Raw genomic sequence first — 16,992 nt, 5'->3', positions numbered from 1 at the left:
ATCCGATAGGGTTGACGTAATCCCTGCTCTTCTTGTCCAATCTGATGAGAAGAGCTTTCCCTCGTTCGGGCGGTACTTAATCGATAAAATGAAAAATTCCCCAATTGATTCCTTGCTCTTCGAAAAAAGTTTTTTCGATTTGAAAGAGTTCTAGGGTTCTTGGGGTTAAATCACTAGGAACCTTGACCGTTCTAACAATATCTTCTAAGCCTTTCCCAGTTTCAATTGTGATCATAAAGTCAGTCGTTGTAATTATAGGCTCATTATCTTTATTTGCATGCTTGATATTTAGTTTTTCTGCAATTTCAATACTTCTTTCAATAGGAGTTAGAGGATACTGCTCTCTTATGTCAATAACACTATCTGACCAGCTTAATACCATTAGATAGCGACACTCTTCTTTGGACAGTGTGTGATGTATTCTACTTGTCTTCCATCCTAATTCCCTAATAAGGTATCCTTCTGAAGGAGCTTTATTATCACTAGCTTAAATGAAAGGCTTATAATCCTTCCCATATCCTTGACCTCGACCGTCCTTTAGTCTATTCATCTGCGTTTTGTGAATGGCACTACCTCTAGTCATCTTTCTTCCCCCTAAAAAAAAATATGCGTTCACCCCATGGAGTGAACGCAGCTGTTAACTAAGGACATATGTCCTGTATATCTTGGTACTATCAAATCTCGCCAAAAATATTATTTTCTATACTTCATAACTATATTTGTCACCCAACACTTCAATGTCTTCAACCATCACCCCCGCCCATTGACATTCTCCCCTCCACGTAATAAAATATTTTTACGTAACATATTCTTTGTACTGGAGGCCTTACTCTCCATGCCACAAGAGATTCAAGACAGCTTCTACATCGAGTCCCCCGAGCAGGCTACCATCCTGTTGAATCCGCTTCGCGGGGAAATCATCGCTCAGCTTTTGGAACCTGGCTCTGCCGCTGAGGTAGCGCGCACGCTCGGCGAGACCGCCCAGCGTATTAATTACCATCTCAAGGCGCTTGAGAAAGCTGGCCTCGTGCAGCGTGTCGGCACACGCCAAGTGCGCAATTTGGTCGAAGTGCTTTATCGCGCTATCGCCAAAACCTTCGTACTGGCCGAATCGCTCAGCATGAAGCCGGAAACCTTGCAAAAGCTCAAGGATCAAAGCTCGCTTGCACATCTCGTGACGACATCCGAGCGAATTCGCAGAGATGCGATGCTGCTTATGGAGCAATCCGATGTCGGTGAAGTCATTCCAAGCGCAACGCTGCAGCTTCAGGTTCATTTGAACGACGAACAACAGCGGCAATCGTTCATTGAGGAGTATGCGGCTATGGTCCAGCAGTTGGTCGAACGCTATTCGAGCTGCAACGATCAGGAAGCCTACCAAGTCTTGTTGGCCGTCTACCCCAAACCCAAAGAATGAGGAGGCATTTGTCATGAGTCATGAACAAAAATCAAGGAAACCTGCACTTGAAGCCACTCCAGCAGCACCAATTATTGCCTGGGAGCAACCACTGGAGCGTAAACCTGAGCCCGCGGGAAACAATGTCATTTCGATTGACACCTATCGTCGTCAGGGAACCCTCGTGGATTCTGAGGCAACCTTCACGGTACGCGAGTTTTATTCCGCTCAAGGAGAAGAACCCGTACGATTGATTATGGTCTCCTCTGGATTCGGTCAGAAGTCCGCCGGAAATCCTTACTCGGTACAAAGCAAAGCAGCTTAACGCTTTACCCCAAAAAAGAAAGGATGATTCCAATGAGTTTCATACCTATGGTCGTTGAACAAACTGCGCGCGGCGAGCGCTCTTACGATATTTATTCCAGACTCTTGAAAGACAGAATTGTCTTCTTAGGTACAGAGGTTAACGACCAAGTCGCCAATGCGATTGTTGCACAGCTCTTGTTCCTTTCTGCTGAAGATCCCGAGAAAGATATCTCGCTCTACATCAACTCTCCGGGTGGATCAACATCGGCAGGATTGGCAATTTATGATACGATGAATTTCATAAAAGCAGATGTATCCACCATTTGTGTGGGGATGGCGGCTTCCATGGGTGCTGTGCTTCTAACCGCTGGCGCACCAGGCAAAAGATTCGCGCTTCCGAACGCGGAAGTCATGATTCACCAGCCATGGGGAGGCACGCAAGGGCAAGCGAGCGATATTCACATTCGCAGTCAGCACATTCTCAAAACACGCAGTATTCTGAATCGCATTCTCTCAGAGACGACCAAACAACCCATCGAGAAAATCGAGCTGGACACCGACCGTGATTACTTTTTGGAAGCTGAAGATGCGCGAGTGTATGGTTTGATTGATAAAGTGATCGAGAAAATATAACGTCAATAATACTCAAAAACTCACCCCCATGACACTTGGAGGTGAGTTTTTGCATTAGCCTTTTACCGCGGAGCCCGTAATGCCTTGAATAATATATTTTTGTCCGATCAGGAATACCAGCAGCATCGGAACAATGCCAGCAGAAGTCGCGGCCATCATCCCGTTATAGTCAATGTTGAACTCCAGTATGAAATTCTGCATACCTAGCGGAACCGTATACAAATCGCGATCCAGCAGGAACACAAGCGCATTCTCATAGTCGTTCCAGTGCCAGGAGAAATCGATGATCGCCAGGGTAGCCAACGCTGGTTTAGCGAGCGGCAGCATAAGCCGGAAGAAAATACGGAAGTGCCCAGCCCCGTCCACAAATGCCGATTCTGTAATTTCGTGAGGGATCGCCATAAAAAACTGCCGCATGAGGAACACCCCGAATATCGTAAACAAGCCCGGTAAAATCAACGCCCAGTGCGTATTATAAATCCCGACTTTATCAAACAAAATAAATTTAGGAACAAATAAGACCTGCGGAGGAACCATCATCATCGATAAATAGAACATGAAGAGCGCATTTCTTCCCTTAAATTCAACCCGCGAGAAGCCATAGGCGGCCAAAGCCGAAAGAAACGTAGCCCCAATCGTACATATAACAGCGATTTTCAATGAATTCATATAATAAATCAGAAAGCTATCCTTGCCTGTCCATACTTTGAGATGATGCTCCCATGTCACTTTCGACGGTATCCATTGAATCGGATACTGAAACACTTCACTCGGAGATTTAAACGAGGTGCTAATCATCCAGAGGAACGGCATAATCATGAAAAGCCCAAGGATGAGCATCACAACAGTGCTTCCTATTTTTGTCGGTTTTATTTCCATATTGTATCACTCCGGTTTTTTACTTAATAATGAACCCAGCGCTTCTGACCAACCCATTGGATCATCGTAATCAAGAAAATGATTGCAAATAACACCCATGAGATTGCTGATGCATACCCCATTTCGTAGTAACGAAACGCATTGTGGTAAATGAAGAGGGACAGAATCGTAGTGCTGCCGCCAGGTCCACCCTGCGTAACAGCTTCAATCATACCGAACGTTTTCATCGATGTAATCAAGCCCGTAATCATTAATAAGAAGGTAGATGGACTCACTAACGGGAAAATAATTTTCCATACCGTCGTCCATGTGCTGGCGCCATCAATCTTGGCTGCTTCGAGTTGCTCCTGCGGTATTTCTTGAATCGCCGCCAAATAAATAATCATATTATAACCAAGCAGAAACCAAATCCAAATGATGTCGATCGCATACATCGAGGACGTTGTCGTCGACATCCAGCCTGGTGGGTGTTCGATGCCAATAGAACGAAGAAAGCCATTAATAGGTCCCTGCGACGGTTGAAACAGCAGCATCCATACGAAGGAAACCGCAACACCGCTTGTGATATAAGGCATGAAAAACATCGCGCGCAGCAAGCTTTTGACATACACGCTTCGATTCAGAACAAGCGCGACAAGAAAGGCCAAGCCGATCGACACTGGCACGGAAGCCAGGAACAGAGCCGTTTTCTTCAAAGAAACATAGAAGACTGGGTCATGAAAGAGTCGATTAAAATTCTCAAGCCCGATCCATGCGATATCCGGCGACGTATATTTGTAGTTAGTAAACATGATTCCCAGTGAAAATAAAGCAGGAATGACGAAGAATAAAATGACGCCCACCATATTAGGTAAAATGAACAAGTATCCTAATCTTTGTTGTTTTTTTGCCCAGTTCATGCAAATATCCACTCCTTTTTGAACAAAAAAGGGAGGTACCTCTTTCCTGATGCATCCCCCCATTTTTTCTTGCTTATTTCTTATTTTTAGCCAAGTAGTCGTTGTGGCGTTTGACCGTATTCTTCATGGTATCATCCAAGGATTGCGCCTTGAGGAAGTACTTCTCATATTCTTCTCTGCGCGCATCGACAATCTGTTGGGGAATCGTTGCTGTAAACGTAGGGAATTTACCGAATACAACTTTCTTGAGTGAATCCACGTCGTAGGTCTTTTCATTGTCGCCAAGAAGTAATTTGATCGCTTCTTCCACATTCGCATCCTTGGAAGAAGGAATACGTCCACCGGCAGCCAGCGGCATCATCCCGCCATCTGCGTACCATTTCAAGAATTTCCAAGCTTGCTCTTTATTCTTTGAATTCGGATTAATGGAGATTACATCCCCAAGGCCGCCTGGATATTTAAAATTCGTTTGATCCTTCGTTACTTTGGGGACTGTGGCAAACGCAATTTTGAAGTCACGAGGGAAATCCTTCATATTGTTGGAATTGCGGAAAATGAACTCGCCCGCTCCCAACATCGCGGTTTCACCTTTTAAGAACATCGTATCTGTCGGCATCTTGCTCGTAATTTGCTCACCCAATAATGGCATCGATTTGTCGGTATACATCATATTAAACACCGATTCATAGGCTTTGCGAACCGTCGGTTCATCGAGATTGGACGTGCCGTCAGCTTTCGTGAAGCCTGCTCCCGCATTAGCGCCATCGAAGAAACTCGGGTATGCTGAGATATGCTGGGTGAAGCCCCACCGTGTGCCTTTTTTGAGCTTGATAGCATATTGCTGCAGATCATCCATCGTCCAATCCAGAGCAGGAACCGCTAATCCCGCTTCATCGAGTGCATTCTTGTTCAACCAAACGAACGATACATTCTTTTTGGTCGGAAGGCCATAGTACTTATCCTTGACTTTCCAGTCTTTGGCGTCTGTGCCCATTTTATCGTCAATGTTATAATCCTTGAACTCGCTAAGATCGAGCGCAGTCCCCGCTTCAACACGTTTGGACAAAACGGATAACGTGTAGTTCACATATAAATCGATGCCTTGATTTGTCGTCAGAGCGGTGTCAAGCTTCAAGTTCCCTGCATCATCATTGACAAAACGCTCATATTTCACCTGAATATCAGGATTCTTTGCGTTCCAGTTATCAACAACCGCTTGCGGACCAGATTCTCCAGGCACGCCTCCCCACATAGTAAGCGTCACTGCTTTCTTCGCTTCTGTCGTAGCGTTGGGACTATTCGTCACAGCCGTTTTATCACCGGATGAACCACAACCTGCGGTAATGCTTAACACGACAGCCGCTGATAGAAGACTTAACGTTGTTTTCTTTATATTCATCATTTGACCCTCCCGTATTCCTTATGCTTGCTGGTTACAAACCAACTATATCACCAGCCCTCAGACGTTCGAAGGAACAAAATCTTGTTCTTCTAGCACAAAAGTTTGATTTCATCACTTCATAGGTTGTTGCCTGAAAACACTTGGCGGCATGCCGACCTCTCTCCGGAACATACGGGCAAAATAGTTCTCATTTGGAAAACCTACCTTAGCCCCAATCAACGCTACAGGCTGATCCGTCTGCAACAGCAGGTCACAGGCCTTCTTAATACGAATGTCCATCAAATATTCCGTCACGGTCTTACCGGTTTTTTTCTTAAACAAAACACTTAAATATTTATCATCCATCGTGGCAATTCCGGCAAGCAGGGATAAAGACAGCTCATCTTCGAAATGGCCATTCATATAGGCAATCACCTTATTGATCTCAATATGATCCGTAACCTCATACTTCGCGGCTTTCCAATGAGCCATATACCTATCTATTCTTTGTTTAAAATGACGACCTGCCTCGAGGTGGGAAACAGCCTCTGTGTAGATGGCAGGTGATTCGGCCTGCACACAGGCAAGCTCGGCAAACAAGCGATCCAAACGCAGCGCAATCTCTTTTACACGAAGTAATGACAACTGCACCTCATTCGTCCAAGCCCAGATTTCTTGCCAAGATAGCTCCAGTAATCCTAGATTCATTTGCTCAAAAGCTTGAATTAAGTTCTTTTCCAATTGCCATGGCAAACTGCTAAAGACCTGATCTTTGAGTCCCTTAGGCTGATAGAAGAAAATACCCGATCTATTGGCATACCAAAGCTCTGTGACGCGGGATACCATACTTTCCCAAAGGGCTGCCACATCCTCGTTCTCCGCCAATTCAGAGATAACCACAATATAGTTGCTGCGCAGCTCATTGTTCTGAATGTGAATCTTCGTTTCCTCTGGCATCTTGCTAAAAATGGTCGAGAAACCCAGCTTCGTAAAGATATGCACCTTGGGATTGATCTCCCATTCAAATAGAGAAAGCTGCCGCAGATCCTGCTTAGCAAAAGCATGCTGGCCATGAGCAATCAGAATAAGCCAATTTGGCTGAAACATTTCCTGCATAAAGGCAGGGTTAGCCAACAGCTCTTCCCCCTTGCTTATTCCGCTATATAGCGCCTCACAATAATCGTTGATTTCTTTGGAAATCAGACGTGAGTTGCGTTCCAGCTCACCTTTGACTTTCGTCAACGCTTCCGTCATTTTCTCCGGACTCAAATAAAGTTTGAGCACATAACCTGATGCCCCAAGCTCCATCGCTTGCTGAATGAACGCAAAATCATTCATAACCGTCAGCATGATGAAACAGGTATCCAACAGCTCCTGACGTACCTGCGCAAGCAGTTCGACGCCATTCATCACTGGCATCATAATATCGCAAATGACCAGATCCGGCTGCATTTTCCGTATGATGGATAGCGCTTCTTCGCCATTCCCGCATTCCTCGATGACCTGAAAGCCATTTTCCTCCCATGGCATGCCTTTCCGAATACTCCGCCGTACAAAGGCTTCATCCTCGACCAAGAGAACCGTCCACATGTAAGCCATCTCCCTTCACATAAGGTGTAGATAACAGGAACAACGTGCGAATCCGCACCAAGGTCCCGCTTTGCACAGACTCAACACTAATTTTCCCTTGCTTCCGGAATAGCAGTGTTAGACGTTCCTCCAGATTTTTTAAAGCAATCCCATGACCTGCCGCTGTAGAGGTATAGGCCTGTTCCAAACCTACGCCGTTATCCTCAACCTCAATCACCAGCTCATTTTCCTCTTTATGGACTCGAATCTCGATTCGACCTAATCGATCCATTTTGCTAAATCCGTGATAAATGCTATTTTCAATCAGCGGCTGCAAGCTCAGCTTGGGAACAAGCGCAAAACGCAGTTCAGGATCAAACGTAATATCCACGTGGAACTCGCGATCATAGCGAAGCTGTTGAATGCTAATATATCGCTGCGCAAGCTCAATCTCATGTTCCAAATGGATTAAATCCACGTCCAGACGCATCCCGGCTTCCAGCAATTTCCCCAAGGACTCGCAAACTTCTGGTATTTGCTTATTTCCAATTTCAATGGCAAGCCATTTCACTGTATTTAATGTGTTTAAAAGAAAGTGAGGATTCATCTGCGAAAGCAGCATTTGGAAACGCATAGCTTCCTTGTTTCGCTCCTCCTCTTTCAAACGATTCAATAAACTCTCTACATCATGCACCATGTTATTAAAAGCTTGCACAAACGTTAAAATTTCGCCTTTGTAGCTTTCTTCGGGAAGTTGGATTTTGAGGTTCCGCTTCACCACATCCGACATCTTCTTCTGCAAATGCTGCAAAGGTCTAGTAATCGTCGTTGAGATTAAAAAGGTCATCACGATAAACAAAATAGCTATAAGGAGCGTTGTTAAAAAATAGGATTGCTGCAGTTGGTTTACTTTATGAAACAAATATTTCGTCGGAATGCTCTTGATCAAATACCAATTCAAACCGGGAATTTTGGAGTAACTAACGATATGATCATTCTCAACCTGTGAACCTATCGGCTCCCAGCCAACCGTATTCAATGGATTCGGCAGCGCCGTTGCCGTTGACGTGCTGCTGCGAGCGTAGATTTCCCCCTCTGAAGAAGCTAATACGTATAACTCCTCATTGACCGGACTTGGGATGGCGCTTCTGAGCCAACTCTGATAGTCCACACCCATCCGTACAACCGCATAAATACGATTATTCTCATCCCGCAGAGCTTTGTAAATCGTCAAAAGGGAAGGTTGAATGCCGAAATCGGAATTCAGTCCGCCTTCCTCCAACTGCCACTTCGATTGCGGCTTGCCTTGAAAAGCTTCTTGCATCCTCGGCATTGCCGCTATGCCGGAGTAACTCAAAATCCGATTCGGTCCATAGGACGTATACACATGCTCTTCCAAATCAAGAACGGTATAATACACATAGGAATTAGCGATAAACACGCTATTATTAAGAGCGTTAAACTTCTCTTCAATCTTCATTTTTTGTTGGACAGAGGGGTAAGTGATACCGATTTCCGGATGCTTCAAAATCGCCGTCACGAAGGAGTCCTGCTCAATGAGCGTGAACGTTTTCTCGGCAACGCCAAGCAAATTTCCTAATGACGAAGTAATCGTTGTCATCTGTTCAAGGTTTTGACTGCTGACTTGTTCTTTCATCAAGGTTTCGAACTTTTGGACATGCGTCATGTTTAAGATGAGAATCGGCAGCAGAATGACAAGCAAAAATGTCAGAAATAGCTTGTACTTTAACGTTTGCGGTATAAAATGTTTCAACACCCATGTCCCCTTATCCGTTTTATATGGGTTTAGTATACTTGCTTGTTGTTTAAAAACAAAGAGACTGCCCTAAACGGTTGAAAACCATAGGACAGCCTCTTTTTTGTTCCTACTTGGATGTTTGGATAATACCTTCCCTGGTCAGCGTAAGCTTCTCAAAGCCGCTTTCCGTGATCAAATAAGTGTCTTCAATCCCGACTACGCCGCGTCCGGGGAAGGTGAACTTGGGCTCGATCGCGATAACCATGCCTGGCGTCAGCGGGTATTTGAAGCCCTTGGCGAGAACGGGCAGCTCGTCGATTTCGAGCCCGATGCCGTGACCAAGGAATTTCACTTGGTCGGCGCCGTACCCCATGAAGTGGGCGCTTAGCCCCGCTTCATTCACTTGATCGAGCGCGAGCAGATACAGATGCTCGGCAATCGTACCCGGCTGCAGCCTCGCCTCCGTGGCGCGGAGCACCTGCTCCGCCACGTCGTAGGCTCGCTGCAGCTCAGGGTCTAGATCGCCGATCACGAGCGTCCGCGTCTGATCGATGAGATAGCCGTCGATCGAGCAGCCGAGATCGACGAGGATCGGTTCGCCGCGCCGAATCGGCGCGCGGCCCGAGCTCTGCGGGCTGGACGGGTGAAGCCCCGTGCCCCCGGCCGGCCCGTCAAAATAAGTCGGCACCGCTGCCGACGCGCCTGCCGCGACCATTCCGGTGATCAACTCGGAATTGTACGCGCGCATGCGCATCAGCCCTTGGTGCCCGCGCAGCCGGAGCTGATGCTCAATGAGCGCCATCAGCTCGAACTCCGCCATCCCTTCACGAATGTGAGGGATGACTGCCTCCAGCGCCGCGTCGACGACGCGCGCGGCCGCCCGAATCGCCGTGACTTCGTCCGGCGATTTGATCATTCGCTGCTCACGCACGAGCAGCGATCCGTCCTCCCAGACCGCGCCGGGCAGCGCGGTCTGGAGCCGTACATACAGCTGGACGGGCAACACGTCCAGCTCCGTTGCGATCCGCAGCGCTGCCCCCGCTGCGTCCGCATCCGCGCAGCGCGCGCGAAGACGCTCGCCCAGCGTCTTCCAAGACCCCAGCGCTTCCACGTCCGCTGACGCTTCCTCCTCTGCGCGGACCAGACTGCGGCGCACGAGGTATAGCACCTCGCCCTCCGCCGGAATAAACAAATACCCCGTCTGCATCGAACCGCAGTAGTAATACATATCAACATTCTGGGTGACCAAGAAACCGGACCAGCCCCGCTTCACCATCTCCCCCTGCAACCAACGCTGTCTTTGTTCAAAAATATTCATCGTTTCGCTCCTTGCATCGTCTTAAATGTATACTTATCTGTCTATTATACATTTAATAAACCATCTCCGCAGAGGACTTAATCGTCCATGTGATTGGCTGTAAAACCGTATAGGTTCGGGGAAACTCCAAACGAATAAACATAATCACACCGGGACGGTCGAGCGTAACCGAGTAGCCATTCCCAGCGTCAACAAACGTATACGGGAATGCTTCATTATCGTTTACAACCTTAAATAACTCCACCACCACCTTGCTTTGTAAAAAGGTAGTTGGCAGCGGATCATTCGTCTCATCTAATCTAAGATTAACCTGCAAATATTGCAGCGCCACCGCTCTGGCTTTGATTTCATCAATGGAATGAATACCGCTGGCCAGCTTCATTTGGTTGCTTTGCTGCGCAGCTGCATGCACCGCATCATTTAAAGCATGTTTGCCCTGAAAAAGGGTGTGCATCGCCAATTCCTCATCGGTTTGCAGCGCAAATAAAGACATATAAACCACACTCATCAATACAATTAAAAGCAGCTTATACAAAACATTCCCCCAACCATCAAGGCACGTATTCGCTCATTTTCATTCCCATAGCCCCCATCCGAGCAGATGCAGCAGGAATCGTAATGCCAACAAGCTGATCAATGACAAAAAGGCGATGATAGGGATATGTCATATGCAGTCTCAAGCCTGTCCCTCTCCTTACAGGTTGACTAGCATCCATACCATTAACCCCTGTGGTTGTTTCTACCGAGTAAGCAAGATCTCCCGGTATGAAGCCTCTTCCTTCTAGGCGATCTCTGGATTCCTGAATCATCAAGTTGCTAATATAACCGTGCCTGCCGCTTGCTCCGATCTCCAATAAATAATCAACCTCTTTTTGCAAAACAGCTTGTCTAACAATAATGATATGTTTATAAACGGGCGCAAACATAAACCAACACAGTAAAGTTGCGAACAAAATAAATACTAAAATTTGCTTCATGGATCTATCTGTTCAATCGTCCTATTTATCCTTGCACCGCCATTATGAACCTGCTGCCGTGTCCCCATACTGCCTCCCACCACATTGTTATATAGGATGATTATCACCATAATAAGCATGGCCGTTACTAGAATTGATCTCACCTCAAAAGATCCATATTTATGGCCTTAATGCTGTAATTTCTGTATTTGCCTGCGTACCGTGCGTTGAAATATTACGTCTCATCCCTGTCGAACCGTCATTGATTATGGTTGTAAAGAGAAAGGCAACAACAATAAGCATCATGACCGTAATCAGAATATTCCGCATAAATGATCTCCCTTTTAATTAATCGTATTAAACAGCCGCTGCCCCTCAGCAATCCAAGGGTACATAAAAACCCGAAACGTATTGAGAATAGGTAACCCGGCCAGGACGAACAACAAGTAAGATACCGTCTCCTTTTTACTGTCACGAATCAGTTCGATTTTATCCTTATAATCCTGAATTCTTTGCTTGAGGAGTTCATAATAGCTGTCATGCTCATTCAACCTCAATGCATTCAAGGTCTCCCCGAAACTCACAGCCTCATCCGTCCCTAATCTTGCTTTGAAATTTATTATTGCCGTTTCTGAACCTTGATACCATTCATTCAGCAGCAATTGATAAGGTGTCCGTATCGAACGGGTTTGCGCTGCACACAAGGAAAGCTTAGCATGCAAGTGTAAATTCGAGCCTTTGTAATAAAGAAGATGATGACTGATAACATAAATTTCACGAATAATGCGCTGCGCACGCTTCTGCTTCAAGGACGCCAGCACTTTTTTATCAGCAAATAAAAAGATACTTGCGCAAATAGCGCCTATAAGCAAGTAAACAGGCTGAAGGTGGAAAATAAAAATAGGATACTGAAGCGCCGCATACCCCAAGGCTGCAAGAATAAGCGCTCCACCCATCAGAATTCTTCTTCCTCCTTCATAGAGGCTGGCATTCATCCCAATTCCGCACCCGCGCAATAATTGCCGTTTTTCTTCAATCTTGTTCTGTCGCAGCCCCAAGCAAACAAATAACCATGATGGCAGTTTTGTCTCTTGCAGCACTTTTTTCACAGCAAGAGATCGCCATCTTTTCGTGCGAACGGGCATTAACTTCAAACCATGATATGCCATCGTCATGCACAGCAGGAAAAGCAACCCATTCGAAAGGATACGGATCATCGCTCACATTCTCCGCATCGATAAATAGATGCCCATTAAGAACGAAACAAAAATCAGCAGCAGCGCATCCAAAATCATATTTCTCCCCACAGGGTCAATTACATAGTATAGGTAGGCATTGTCTGGATTGATTTTGAAATTAATACATAGAAATAAGACAAGAAACAAAATGGGTGTAAAATTGGCAATCCGGATTTCTAACAGCCGGTTTCTTTCCATTTGATCAAATCTCTGTGCCTTCCGCATATCCATCACCAGTTCTTTCAAGCTGTCGCCCACAAAACTTCCTTCGATCAGAGCAACCCGCATGATGCCTGTAAAATAATCAGCCCATGCATGGCCTAATGTAAGTGAAAATAGACGCAAGCTTTCCTCCGTTCCCCGCTGTGTCATTAAATTGCGATACAACTGCTCAAAAATAGGTTTAATCGGATACATAATTCGATTTTCTTCCAAGCAATATTTAAGTGAGATCTTAATGTTCTTGTTGTGATCCACCAAATAATATTGGTAGAACACTTCTATGGCCGGAAGAAATTCCAGTCGCGTCTGTAGTCTGATACTAACCAGTTTAAGCCTGAGCATCATATACGGAAACGACATGCAAATTGAAGTCAGGATCATAACACCCTTCACCGTTTGGAAATATAAGATTCCCACCAACAACCCAGCTAAAAATAATATCAGCGTAACCGTCAACATCGTTTTTAGGCTCCATTTTGTTTCGACGGATTCCATCATTTCCTTTATATGCTTAACTAAAACATTCTTATTTCCCAAATATTCGCTGATTCTTGTGCCGAACGTTGCGGTTTTGACATAATGCAGCCTATATCTGGCTTTACGTTTTCGGATAATTATGGGCAATATGGATTGAATACAGACAAATACGAGGACAAACAGCAAAACTAAAAAGACATATTTGGCGAAAATCATCTAGTTACTCGCCTTCTTTCTCAATAAAACCGAGCTTTGATAACAAAACATACCCATCTGGGTCAGACTTAGCGATTTTCCGCGATGCATGAAGCGACAATTTCCCGGGAAATGTCCAATCCTCTGTCGACTTGTCATAAGCTGCTAGATCCGTGACGCAAACCTCGTCATGTTGATACCGATATTCGACGATTCGCACGATTTTTCGTTTTCCCTGCACAACCGCCATCTCCAAGCCGATTTGAGTCACATATTCCGTAATTCTTTTTGTTAAACGGCTTGGATTCATTCCTCTGCCATCCAGCATACACATATCTGTAATTGCGTCAGGAACATCTTCCAACTGACTCACATGTACGGATGTGATGCTTCCCTCATGCCCGCGAGTACATGCCCTTACATATAAATTGGCGTCCTCATCACGAATTTCGGCATGAACAATGCGTTTGGGCGATTGTCTTAGAGCCAATTTAAATGCTTGCAGACCAGAATGCCTCGGATCATCCTCATCAATTTCGTATTCGACGATATTTTTCCGGGGAAAATCCCGCTTCAAATTAAGCTCGAATCTGGATTCAATCGTAATAATACGTTCGTTATCATCCATTTCAGCTATGATTGCTTTAATTAAATTCGTCTTTCCAGCGTTTGTCGAGCCTATTACAACTATATTAAAATACGAACGGATGAAACATAGAATTAGTTTCTCCATCCTGCTGTTCATCGTCGCCAATTCAGCAGTCGAAAGTGTGGCCAAATCAAAGCTTTTGACCGTATAGAATCGGATCGTCAAGGTTGGTTCGGCGGTAAACCCAAAGCCTGTCATGGTAACCCTCGATCCATCGCGCAGCATGACTTCCGCCCATCGTTTTCTAGGGTTCAACGTATCATTATTAAAAAGCACCAAATTTTGCTGAATTCGTTCTAATTCGCGCACAGATGGCAGCATATAAGCAGACGGTACGGACATTCCTCCGCGCACTTCAAAAATCTGCCTTCCTACGACCTGAATCTCTTCAAGTCCCTCCTTCTGTTTAAGTACTAATTCAAGTACATTTAACCCAATGATCTCAGCAAATATAGCTTCAGGCAGCGATGAATAACCAATTGTTCTAGGTGCTGCTCCGGAAAGTCTTCTTTTGGAAACCAAGTCATGGATGATAGCTAGCAGCTTTCCTCGATCCTCTTCATAACCCAGAACCGCTCGATTCAAAGTCTCATTGTACAGCTGCTTTTCAGCCTCTGTCCTTCCTTTCATCGTTACGAGTTCACTGCGGATGTCTTCAATCCATTGATTGAAAACCGTATCATCCTGATTAGCATGTGGCCGATTAATTGGCACATCTGAGGCATAGGCGGCTTTCATTAGACCATTCTGGCTATGTTCCATTTTGCGATCATGCATATAAGTTATAATCGAAAACCGTTCTTCGCTCACTCCCCTCACCTCTTCCATGCATAATTTAGGTTGCTGCTCGTCTGCCTGTTATCATCTTCTGCAACCAGGTTGCTTGCCGTAAACTCACCTTCCTTGGCCATTTATAGTAATCTATGAATTTGCACGAGACTGCTCCTACCTCCTCTAGCATGGGATGACCTGATGCAAGCAGATCAAGCAGCTTTCCTTGATTGCAGCGCGAGAGCGCATCTGCGTGCTTAGAAACTTGACCGATTAAATGTAGCTGGGTTTCCTTGCGAATATCTTTGATCGTGAACTCACTATGCTTGGCATGCCAATCTGTCTGAACGGCCAGAAGCTCGAAGCTATCCGCCTGCAGCCCAAAAACGGAGCCGACCTGCTTGATCCATCTTGAGAAATCTTCTTGAAAATGAGCGATATCTGCTGTCGTTGCGACGATTCTGCTATCGGCTTCCAAAAGCCCGCAAACCGTGGCCGCATTATCCCAGTATGCATTCACCTCAATAATGCAGATGTCAAAAGATCTCCTTGCTACTCGCAGCAGATGCACAATTTCGGATGGAGAAAAAAACTCCGCCTGCTCACGAAGCATATTCCCATAAAGGACGTGCAGCCCATGACCTCCTTTGGGCTTATCACATACTTGCAGCAGTCTGTCGGGAGTAAGACTTTGTGCTTTCAGCTCTGCCCTCAGACCATCCAGTGTAAAAACATGCTCTTCTCGACCCAGATAGCGATGAAGCTTAGAACTTTTTAGATTTAAACAGAGGTATCCTACCTTCTTAGAAGTTTCTAGAGCCAAAGAGTAAGCTACACCAAATGAAGCCAAAGTTGTACCGATGTTAGGAGTGGAACCTACAAAGGTGAGCAGTTTCCCTCTTGGCTGCGTATTCGCTTGATCCCCTCCAGCCCCATCGACCCATGCCCGAATGTCATCGGCGATCACCGCTGTACTCCGCCCTGGTTGAATGTAATCCAATCGCATCAACTTGCACATTTTCACGTACTTGTCATTAATTAAAGCGTCATGGTAGTTCGAAAGCATAACCATAATCCGCAACTCCGTATTCTGCTGCTGCAAGTCTTCCAGATACACTTCCAAATGACTGTAGTCTAACTCCCGATCCGAAATGATCACATGAGACAATGAGATTCCCTTTGCTTTATTAGCAAAATCTTCTGCCTCAGATGCGACAATCCAATCTAATGGTTTCATATAAACCACATTAATAATTTCATCGATTAATCGTTGGTCATTCGAAATGAGCCCCATATTCAATGCAAACGCCTCCTTTCAATCTTCTGCCAGAATCGAAGTCGAGCTAAAGGCAATGACCAGCTTCGCTTTCTTCGAGCTGCACAATTGATCGATCTCAAGCCACTCGCTCTCGGCTAAATTCAGATTAATCTGATCAATTGCTCCATTCGCTTCCAAGCGGGAGGCATACATCTTCTCCTTGTCTCCCTCTACTTTGGAAAGCAGATTTGAATTCTTCGGATTATCCACCTCGACATTAGCAGAGGACTTCACTGAGGCAACTGTAATCTCTTGCTCCTCAAAAAGTCTCCGCGAACTGCCATCCGCAGCAGACAAATAGACCCGAACTCTGTCCCCAGCACGAATGCCATTGGAAACCGATAACAAGTACTCCTTAGGCACTTGAAAAGTAGCCTGCCGCTCATTCGGAAGCAAGTGATAGCGATTCACTTTCCACCTCAAAATAGGTTCTTGCTTCCCTAGTGGAATCAGTGTCTCCTGCCCAACAACCTCATCCATCTTCGTCAGCATACTTAACGTATAACTACCTTTCTGAACCATTCTAAACTCCAACATATCCTCTCGAACGAGGACACCTGCACGAATAAAATCCTTAGGCACCACCACCCGAATCGTCATCTGCAGTTCCACTTGATTCACTTGCAGCACATATACCCCATACACCAAAGCCGCAGCTAACACCGCTGAAACCACACTAATAAGCAGGCTTCTCCTGCGATTCAACATCTCACCCCCTCCCCATAGCTGGAGTAAATCATGCTTGCCTCTGGGCACGCCTGGAAACAAAAAAGAACGCAAACCTCGGACATACATCCGAAATTTGCGTTCTTCGCAAAAAGCTATAACCTAAAAATAACATATAAATTTCCATGATTCAATATATATCTTACGAACTCAGCAACCGCTATTTCAGCAAAAAACAGCATTATGAAATTTTCACGAATCCCAGACACGCTATTTCAGCAAAAAGCTCACTATCCCGCCTACAAACTACCCAATAACGCCGACTGAGTTCATTAAAATAATAAAGATGCCAATTATTCG

At 45.5% G+C, this 16,992-nt stretch carries 18 protein-coding genes; 3 read left to right on the top strand and 15 right to left on the bottom strand.

Going from position 1 to position 16,992, the window contains the following annotated elements:
- Positions 1-76: 76 nt before the first annotated feature.
- Complete coding sequence (locus IEY34_RS12530) at positions 77-382, bottom strand: TnsA endonuclease N-terminal domain-containing protein (protein ID WP_189011942.1); 306 nt, start codon at positions 380-382, stop codon at positions 77-79.
- Between the two features lie 453 nt (positions 383-835).
- On the opposite strand from IEY34_RS12530, the gene IEY34_RS12525 reads away from it, so the two are divergent.
- The 3 genes from IEY34_RS12525 to clpP are packed head-to-tail and all read left to right on the top strand — an operon-like array spanning position 836 to position 2,335.
- The gene (locus IEY34_RS12525; RefSeq protein WP_189011940.1) at positions 836-1,417 is read left to right on the top strand and encodes an ArsR/SmtB family transcription factor; all 582 of its coding nucleotides are present in this window, start codon (positions 836-838) and stop codon (positions 1,415-1,417) included.
- Positions 1,418-1,430: 13 nt separating this feature from the next.
- Complete coding sequence (locus tag IEY34_RS12520; RefSeq protein WP_189011938.1) at positions 1,431-1,721, top strand: hypothetical protein; 291 nt, start codon at positions 1,431-1,433, stop codon at positions 1,719-1,721.
- A gap of 32 nt (positions 1,722-1,753) precedes the next feature.
- On the top strand, positions 1,754-2,335 hold the full coding sequence (clpP, locus tag IEY34_RS12515; protein WP_189011936.1) for an ATP-dependent Clp endopeptidase proteolytic subunit ClpP: 582 nt from the start codon (positions 1,754-1,756) through the stop codon (positions 2,333-2,335).
- A 54-nt stretch (positions 2,336-2,389) separates the two neighbouring features.
- Here clpP and IEY34_RS12510 read toward each other — a convergent pair whose 3' ends face one another.
- The 14 genes from IEY34_RS12510 to IEY34_RS12445 all read right to left on the bottom strand — a co-directional run bounded on the left by IEY34_RS12510 (position 2,390) and on the right by IEY34_RS12445 (position 16,674).
- Positions 2,390-3,214 (bottom strand): carbohydrate ABC transporter permease, encoded by an 825-nt coding sequence (locus tag IEY34_RS12510; protein ID WP_189011934.1) that lies wholly within the window; start codon positions 3,212-3,214, stop codon positions 2,390-2,392.
- 23 nt (positions 3,215-3,237) lie between these two features.
- Positions 3,238-4,113, bottom strand: a complete 876-nt coding sequence (locus IEY34_RS12505) for a carbohydrate ABC transporter permease (protein WP_308423010.1) — start codon at positions 4,111-4,113, stop codon at positions 3,238-3,240.
- Positions 4,114-4,186: 73 nt separating this feature from the next.
- Positions 4,187-5,515 carry an ABC transporter substrate-binding protein gene (locus IEY34_RS12500; RefSeq protein ID WP_229757616.1) on the bottom strand — a complete coding sequence of 443 codons (1,329 nt, stop codon included), beginning with the start codon at positions 5,513-5,515 and terminating at the stop codon, positions 4,187-4,189.
- A gap of 111 nt (positions 5,516-5,626) precedes the next feature.
- Entirely contained in the window at positions 5,627-7,084 is a 1,458-nt protein-coding gene (locus IEY34_RS12495) for a response regulator (protein WP_189011932.1), read from the bottom strand.
- Positions 7,056-8,837, bottom strand: coding sequence for a cache domain-containing sensor histidine kinase (locus tag IEY34_RS12490; protein WP_189011930.1), 1,782 nt, complete (start codon positions 8,835-8,837; stop codon positions 7,056-7,058). The genes IEY34_RS12495 and IEY34_RS12490 overlap by 29 nt, the downstream gene beginning before the upstream one ends.
- A 112-nt stretch (positions 8,838-8,949) precedes the next feature.
- Entirely contained in the window at positions 8,950-10,140 is a 1,191-nt protein-coding gene (locus tag IEY34_RS12485) for a M24 family metallopeptidase (protein ID WP_189011928.1), read from the bottom strand.
- Positions 10,141-10,192: 52 nt separating this feature from the next.
- The gene (locus IEY34_RS12480; RefSeq protein WP_189011926.1) at positions 10,193-10,675 is read right to left on the bottom strand and encodes a hypothetical protein; all 483 of its coding nucleotides are present in this window, start codon (positions 10,673-10,675) and stop codon (positions 10,193-10,195) included.
- 16 nt (positions 10,676-10,691) lie between these two features.
- Positions 10,692-11,117, bottom strand: coding sequence for a hypothetical protein (locus IEY34_RS12475; RefSeq protein ID WP_189011924.1), 426 nt, complete (start codon positions 11,115-11,117; stop codon positions 10,692-10,694).
- A gap of 159 nt (positions 11,118-11,276) precedes the next feature.
- A complete protein-coding gene (locus IEY34_RS12470; RefSeq protein ID WP_189011922.1) occupies positions 11,277-11,426 on the bottom strand; it encodes a hypothetical protein in 150 nt (49 codons plus the stop codon).
- Between the two features lie 14 nt (positions 11,427-11,440).
- Positions 11,441-12,313, bottom strand: a complete 873-nt coding sequence (locus IEY34_RS12465) for a hypothetical protein (protein WP_189011920.1) — start codon at positions 12,311-12,313, stop codon at positions 11,441-11,443.
- A 3-nt stretch (positions 12,314-12,316) separates the two neighbouring features.
- Positions 12,317-13,249, bottom strand: coding sequence for a type II secretion system F family protein (locus tag IEY34_RS12460; protein ID WP_189011918.1), 933 nt, complete (start codon positions 13,247-13,249; stop codon positions 12,317-12,319).
- 4 nt (positions 13,250-13,253) lie between these two features.
- Positions 13,254-14,687 (bottom strand): ATPase, T2SS/T4P/T4SS family, encoded by a 1,434-nt coding sequence (locus tag IEY34_RS12455; RefSeq protein ID WP_229757615.1) that lies wholly within the window; start codon positions 14,685-14,687, stop codon positions 13,254-13,256.
- Between the two features lie 25 nt (positions 14,688-14,712).
- Positions 14,713-15,948, bottom strand: coding sequence for a CpaE/TadZ family protein (locus IEY34_RS12450; protein ID WP_189011916.1), 1,236 nt, complete (start codon positions 15,946-15,948; stop codon positions 14,713-14,715).
- A gap of 15 nt (positions 15,949-15,963) precedes the next feature.
- Positions 15,964-16,674, bottom strand: a complete 711-nt coding sequence (locus IEY34_RS12445) for a CpaB family protein (protein ID WP_229757614.1) — start codon at positions 16,672-16,674, stop codon at positions 15,964-15,966.
- Positions 16,675-16,992 lie beyond the last annotated feature (318 nt).

Origin of the sequence: Paenibacillus marchantiophytorum, assembly GCF_014640555.1 — a bacterium.
GTDB classification, from domain to species: domain Bacteria; phylum Bacillota; class Bacilli; order Paenibacillales; family NBRC-103111; genus Paenibacillus_E; species Paenibacillus_E marchantiophytorum.
Note: the sequence above shows the minus strand (reverse complement) of the source record. Positions and strands in the feature narration are given on the sequence as shown.

Bases quoted from the DNA above. Each gene is read 5' to 3' on its own strand.
- IEY34_RS12460 (WP_189011918.1), bottom strand. From the start codon at position 13,249: ATGATTTTCGCCAAATATGTCTTTTTAGTTTTGCTGTTTGTCCTCGTA.
- IEY34_RS12525 (WP_189011940.1), top strand. From the start codon at position 836: ATGCCACAAGAGATTCAAGACAGCTTCTACATCGAGTCCCCCGAGCAG.
- IEY34_RS12465 (WP_189011920.1), bottom strand. From the start codon at position 12,313: ATGATCCGTATCCTTTCGAATGGGTTGCTTTTCCTGCTGTGCATGACG.
- IEY34_RS12495 (WP_189011932.1), bottom strand. From the start codon at position 7,084: ATGTGGACGGTTCTCTTGGTCGAGGATGAAGCCTTTGTACGGCGGAGT.
- IEY34_RS12475 (WP_189011924.1), bottom strand. From the start codon at position 11,117: ATGAAGCAAATTTTAGTATTTATTTTGTTCGCAACTTTACTGTGTTGG.
- IEY34_RS12505 (WP_308423010.1), bottom strand. From the start codon at position 4,113: ATGAACTGGGCAAAAAAACAACAAAGATTAGGATACTTGTTCATTTTA.
- IEY34_RS12485 (WP_189011928.1), bottom strand. From the start codon at position 10,140: ATGAATATTTTTGAACAAAGACAGCGTTGGTTGCAGGGGGAGATGGTG.
- IEY34_RS12445 (WP_229757614.1), bottom strand. From the start codon at position 16,674: ATGTTGAATCGCAGGAGAAGCCTGCTTATTAGTGTGGTTTCAGCGGTG.
- IEY34_RS12500 (WP_229757616.1), bottom strand. From the start codon at position 5,515: ATGATGAATATAAAGAAAACAACGTTAAGTCTTCTATCAGCGGCTGTC.
- IEY34_RS12510 (WP_189011934.1), bottom strand. From the start codon at position 3,214: ATGGAAATAAAACCGACAAAAATAGGAAGCACTGTTGTGATGCTCATC.
- IEY34_RS12530 (WP_189011942.1), bottom strand. From the start codon at position 382: ATGGTATTAAGCTGGTCAGATAGTGTTATTGACATAAGAGAGCAGTAT.
- IEY34_RS12520 (WP_189011938.1), top strand. From the start codon at position 1,431: ATGAGTCATGAACAAAAATCAAGGAAACCTGCACTTGAAGCCACTCCA.
- IEY34_RS12470 (WP_189011922.1), bottom strand. From the start codon at position 11,426: ATGCGGAATATTCTGATTACGGTCATGATGCTTATTGTTGTTGCCTTT.
- clpP (WP_189011936.1), top strand. From the start codon at position 1,754: ATGAGTTTCATACCTATGGTCGTTGAACAAACTGCGCGCGGCGAGCGC.